This is a genomic window from Acetobacter sp. UBA5411, assembly GCF_002409645.1.
Lineage (GTDB): Bacteria > Pseudomonadota > Alphaproteobacteria > Acetobacterales > Acetobacteraceae > Acetobacter.
Window position 1 is genome coordinate 18,495 of the sequence record NZ_DHNR01000018.1, and the last position, 5,222, is coordinate 23,716.

The following is a 5,222-nucleotide window of genomic DNA, read 5'->3' on the forward strand; positions in this document are numbered from 1 at the left end:
ACGGACGCCAGTTCCGGGTCCAGCGCGTTCGCAACGGATGCGCAGACCTCCAGAGCAACCTTCGCGGTTGCATTCGTGACACGGCCTTCAATGAAGGTGCAGATGGAACCGAGGATACCTTCGTTCATTTGTTCTCCTTTGTTGTTTTGGATTTCAGGTTTTCGCCGCCCGAAAAAAGCGGCGGACCGCCCATTCGACGGTAATCTCAAACAGCGTGGTGATGATGCCCAGCACCAGCAGCACCAGAACAGCCCAGAAAGAGGCTGCCACAGGTGCGGTCAGGGCCACCCAGATCGTGATGGGCGCACCCATATAGTGGAGCAGCGCCAGCAGCCCTGTGGCGACGCTGAGTATGCGGAAAAGGGGTGCGAAAAAATCGAGCATTACTTGCTTGTTCCTGCGAAGCGCCACTTGCCGTATCGACGGCCTGTAAGCGGGTCTTTGTGGGTTTCACGGACAACCGGAAGGCCGATGTCGCGCAGCTCCGTGATGCGGCGGGTCAGGGAGCCAGACGACACGCCCTTGGCACGCATAGCGTCCAGGGCGGTGATGGAACCCATCCCGTCGATCAGGGCATAGATGGACCGCGCCAGAGGGGTCAGCTTATGCCGACCCTTCCAGTAGATTTGCGCGACCGTCAGGGGGCGATCAGCCTGCTTCATGCCGCGAGCTGTTCACGCGCCTGAAGGACACTGATCACGTCCGCAATGCACTCCGGTCGGATGCCGACCGAACCCATTCCTGCGTCCAGAACAAAATCGCTGCCGCCCGTGGACTTCTCCAGAGTGACGCACCCGGCTGTGATGCGGGACACCTTCACCGGGCTTTCAGCGGCCTTCGCCGTGTCGCTGGAGACGGTGATCGGAGCCAGCTTTTCGCACTCGGCCTCACGCCCTTCATCAGTCGATCCATCATCGAAGCAGACATCCACGATACGACCACGCGAGCCTTCGCGACCGCGAATGATCTCCACAATGCCCGTCTTGCCCATCTGTCTGCCCATGAAGCGGAACTGTGTGGAGATCACGCGGATGCGATCCCCAACGCTCAGGCGCTCAAAAGCGGGCTTCTGCGCTTCCGGCAGGACTTCAAGATAGCGGGCCTCACCATAATCGGTGTTGCCGTTATCGAAGCGGACGTACACGTCGTCCCCGCAGCTCGAACTCACGGCACCCGCCATTCCCTCTAAACGCGGAACCCATACGCCGCCTGCTACCTTAAGACGGACACGGGTTCCTTTCGGCAGGCCGATAACCTCGACATCGTTGCGGAAGCCAAAGTCGGTACCGCCGTTTTCGAAACGGACATGCACATAGCCCCCCCTGAACCCGGTGACTTCCCCGACCTTGCCTTCAAATCCCGAATTGAACATGGCGTTGTCGTGCTTCACACGGACTTTCGCGCCGACGATCAGAGGGGATTTGTTGCTGTTGTTGCTGGTCATGATTGACTGCTTTCTCGCTGTGTGTGTTTGAGCGGCTATGCAGGCCGCTGCGGGTTGGCCGGAACTATTCCAGCCATTCAGGCGGGACGGTCGGACCTTTCGCGTAGGGAATGCCGTGCTTTTCGCACCATTCCCCATACGTGGTCTTTGCGCCCTTTCTGATCTTTGACCTCGGGTTGTTGAACAGGATGCGGATGTCTGCGTCAGGATATGCAGCCTTGACGCATTTCAATTTCATCCGGTCCTCATCATCCCAGAAGCCTTTTATTTCGAGACAGACGCCGTTACCCAGGACATAGTCGGGGTAATACTTCTGCGGCGGCCGTTGGTATGAAAAATGCTTCCCAGCATTACTGACAGGGTTCTTTGATACCTGCGCTCCGGCTTCCTCAAGGTGTGCCAGAACGTCCCTCTCAAAGCCGCTGTCGAACTCCCCTTTCGACTTGAGCTGTCCCTTCGCCCGCATCAGTCCATAGACGCTGCGCCGTGTTGCCACGGTTAGAAGGGCACCTCGTCGTCCAGATCATCACCGGACCCACCGGACGCGCCCTCATCGGACCCGGAGAACTCGTTGGCGTAATATGCCCCTTCCTCGTCGTCGGAATCATCGTCAGGTGTGAAGCCCGTGCTGGAGTATTCGACCAGCTTGATCAGCTTTACCGCGATCAGATCGACGCCAATGTAATTCTTGCCCTGAAACTCGGTTGGCTTCAGAGCAATTCGCAGACGAATGGTGGAGCCATTGCCAATGTCAGGGGGGTTCTTGATGGGATTGCTGCGGGCATCCACGACAGGGATCACCACCTTCTCGCCAGTCTTACGGGTTGCGTAAGCCTTGGCCGTGATGAATACCTTGCCGTCCTTTTCCTTGAACGGCCCGTTGATGGCCGCCTTGATCTGCTTGGGCGTGAACGTCTCGGCCTTGAAGTCCTCGACGATCTTGGTCAGTTCGGTCAGACCTTCCCCATCGAGGATGATGCTGGCTTCCTGTTTACCCGTGCCCTGGCCGTTAAAGGTGGTCTCACGCCCCAGCGTGATGAACCGGGCCAGACCCTTCGGGGTGGTGACTTTCAGCTTGTCGCTTGCCATTTGCTCCTTTCTTGTCCGGTTTGCGCCGTCCGTTTTTGTGCTTGTTGAAGTGTTTCATCGGTTTGCGTCTCCACGCTTTTGCAGGTTCACCCGTGATGCCGACCTCGGCCGCCAGTGCGTTTGACAGGGTGTGAATGTGTTCCTTCGGCATATCGCTCAGGTCCGAAACAGTCCCGTCAGCCGTTGTCACCGTGAGGCCAGAGGCCCCACGACGAACGATGATGTTATGCTTCGGCATTGTTGCCCTCACTGGCCGGAACCGTCTGAATGGCGGGCAGGCGGGTCAATGCGGCCGCGCACATATCCGCGATTTCGGCATCACCCGTGTGCAGGGCAAGCGCACGCATTGCCAGAACTGCACGAGCCAGCAGCGGCCCACACTTCACCAGATTGAGGGCCACAAGAGGGTCCATGGTGTTGTCGCAGGTGGTCGGCGCAGCCACGAAATGGCCGAACCGCGCCAGAGCGCCCAGCTCACTACCGCTCACGATCACCGCGAAGGTATCTGCCTCAAGGGCGCGAGCTGTGATAGCTGCGCTTCCGAGGCGCAGCACCAGCCGGTGGAATGTCTGAGCCAGCGCGGAACGGGCTGCCCAGAACACAAAACTGGGAACTGCAAGCACCTTCGTGAGTGCTTCGGCTTCCTCCAGGTGAACCCCGATCAGGAAACCATCATCGGTTTCGGCCACATCGCATTCGGCGGGAAAGTGGATGATGTCGGCGCGGCCTTCTGCCACGGTAAGCCCTGTCTCCACTTCCGGCTCCGGTTCGCCACCAGCCTCATCGGCCGGAGCATCGGTGTCGGCATCGTCGTGGTCCATGAGAATGTGCCCTTCACGGACGCTTGCTGCATTTCCTCCCTCGAACTCGAGGATGATGTCCTGAAGGCCGGGGTAGCGTGACTGCATTGCGGGAAGATTGGCGGCAATGTCGCGCTGGACCATTGCCATGTATTCGGGTGTCAGATCGTGTTCGGGCATTTCTAATGTCCTGCATTGTGTGTGGATTGCGGAAACACGCGCCGGACACCGGCAAGGAACAGTGCAGTTTCCTGCCAGCGTTCTGTCCAACGCATGTTATGCAAATATCAGCTCTAAATGCAGAAAACCCCCGATAACCTATTGGATTATCAGGGGTTTTTGTAATATCACGCGAAGGCGTATTTAGCTTTCAGCAGAACGCGAAGATCAAGGTCTCCTTGAGGGGGCGGTGGCTGCAATTTAGCCTTCCCTTCATCGCTCAGGACGGCCATTGCCCTCTCATATATGTCCGCCAGCGGGCTCCAGTTCTCATACAGGGCCACCATCTGCTCCCGTGTGATGTGGGACAGATCGTTGGCATTGCCTGCATGGCTGGCGAATGAGTCGTGGATCACCAGCATATCCAGATGGCCTGCGTCAGCCATGGCATTGACGGTCATGGTCAGATGGGCCGCATCGCAGGCATGGATCACGTTCGGACTGATTGCGGACTTCTGGGCGGACTTGTTCACGCGCTTGGGGTCTGGCGCGTAGGTAAGAAGTTGCAGCTGGGCCAAGAAGGTGCTGCCGACCATTTCCGAACGACCCATCCAGCCATCCCACTTGATGCCTGCCGGTGCCAGCATGGCCCGCACAGGCGTGGCCACTTCCTCGGTCGTACGCTGTATCATGGGAAAGCCCGTGGGCGTCACCATTTCAACGCCCTTGCTCTCGCCCGCCAGAACCGATGAGGCATGTTGAAGCCAGCTCATTGCCGCGCTGACGTTCGGCAGAACAGCCTTCGTCGCTTGGTATATAGCCTTGCCCAGATAGGTGGACGCCGCTGCCCCTTCATCTGCCCCGAATGCGTGCTGGTCGTCCTCTCCGGCCATGACGCGCAGGGACAGGCCGCTCATGTAATCGTCCCGTATCTGCTGGCTGAAGCCATAAGCCACGGCCGAATAGCCGAAGGTCATGACCGGGCGTTTTACGATGGAACGGGTGATGCCCACCCCCATCCACTGTGCGGCGGCTGCCTTCATTTTTTCGGCGCTGAGGCGGTCCAGTTCCGCTTTCTCGGCATCCGTCATGACAATCTTGCCGTCTCCGGCCCGCGTCCTGGCCGCTTCATTGATCGTGTCGATCTGGTGGCTGATCTGGTCCAGGTAGGCAGACGGGTCTGCTGCATGAAGCCCCTTGGCGTCCGCCTCGCAAATGCTCTGGCATTCCTTGGCGACCTCAGCGTAAAGATCGTGGGGCCGGTCAGGGTCAACCAGACACACATGGACACCTTCAGGTGCCCGCATCGCCGCGCTATAGTGCTGGACGCCCGAATTAGACCCGTCCAGCGCCACGGGTATGCGCGATTCATACTTGGCCGGATCAGGGGCGTCCAGCGCACGGATCAGGTCACAGCAGGCCGCATAGAAACTGAAAGGGGCGTCGGCTTCCTGCCACATGCGGGTGGCTGAAGGGGCCGCAACCATTCCACGGATCAGGTGCAGATTATCGTCCACCCACCGGACACGGACCCCGAACGGCTCCTTGCTGACCTTCTCAAAGTCCCCGGTGTTGGCCACATGAACTTTCAGCCAGAACAGCCCATGCTCGCCTAACGGTTTAGCGTCATAAAACTGGATCAAAGCCTTCGTGGCATCGCCCCGATGATGGGAAAAGGCCGGTGCAGGATACACACGGCCTCGAAAGTCCAGCATATGCGGCTGGTAAAA

Annotated in this window: 8 protein-coding genes; all 8 read right to left on the minus strand. The window is 58.8% G+C overall.

The features are described from left to right. Positions 1-153: 153 nt before the first annotated feature. The gene (locus tag B3759_RS05135; protein WP_291364287.1) at positions 154-384 is read right to left on the minus strand and encodes a hypothetical protein; all 231 of its coding nucleotides are present in this window, start codon (positions 382-384) and stop codon (positions 154-156) included. Beyond that, complete coding sequence (locus B3759_RS05140) at positions 384-662, minus strand: helix-turn-helix domain-containing protein (protein ID WP_291364289.1); 279 nt, start codon at positions 660-662, stop codon at positions 384-386. Before B3759_RS05140 ends, B3759_RS05135 begins: the two co-directional genes overlap by 1 nt. Beyond that, a complete protein-coding gene (locus B3759_RS05145; protein WP_291364291.1) occupies positions 659-1,444 on the minus strand; it encodes a hypothetical protein in 786 nt (261 codons plus the stop codon). The genes B3759_RS05140 and B3759_RS05145 overlap by 4 nt, the downstream gene beginning before the upstream one ends. Before the next feature lie 64 nt (positions 1,445-1,508). Then, on the minus strand, positions 1,509-1,910 hold the full coding sequence (locus B3759_RS05150; RefSeq protein WP_255663310.1) for a hypothetical protein: 402 nt from the start codon (positions 1,908-1,910) through the stop codon (positions 1,509-1,511). A 32-nt stretch (positions 1,911-1,942) separates the two neighbouring features. Beyond that, positions 1,943-2,533: a hypothetical protein gene (locus tag B3759_RS05155; protein WP_291364295.1), complete on the minus strand. Its 591-nt coding sequence runs from the start codon at positions 2,531-2,533 to the stop codon at positions 1,943-1,945. Next, positions 2,466-2,771, minus strand: a complete 306-nt coding sequence (locus B3759_RS05160; protein WP_291364297.1) for a hypothetical protein — start codon at positions 2,769-2,771, stop codon at positions 2,466-2,468. Before B3759_RS05160 ends, B3759_RS05155 begins: the two co-directional genes overlap by 68 nt. Further along, positions 2,758-3,513, minus strand: a complete 756-nt coding sequence (locus B3759_RS05165) for a hypothetical protein (protein ID WP_291364299.1) — start codon at positions 3,511-3,513, stop codon at positions 2,758-2,760. Before B3759_RS05165 ends, B3759_RS05160 begins: the two co-directional genes overlap by 14 nt. A gap of 167 nt (positions 3,514-3,680) precedes the next feature. After that, a partial coding sequence (locus B3759_RS05170; RefSeq protein WP_291364301.1) for a DNA-directed RNA polymerase occupies positions 3,681-5,222 on the minus strand: 1,542 nt, incomplete at its 5' end.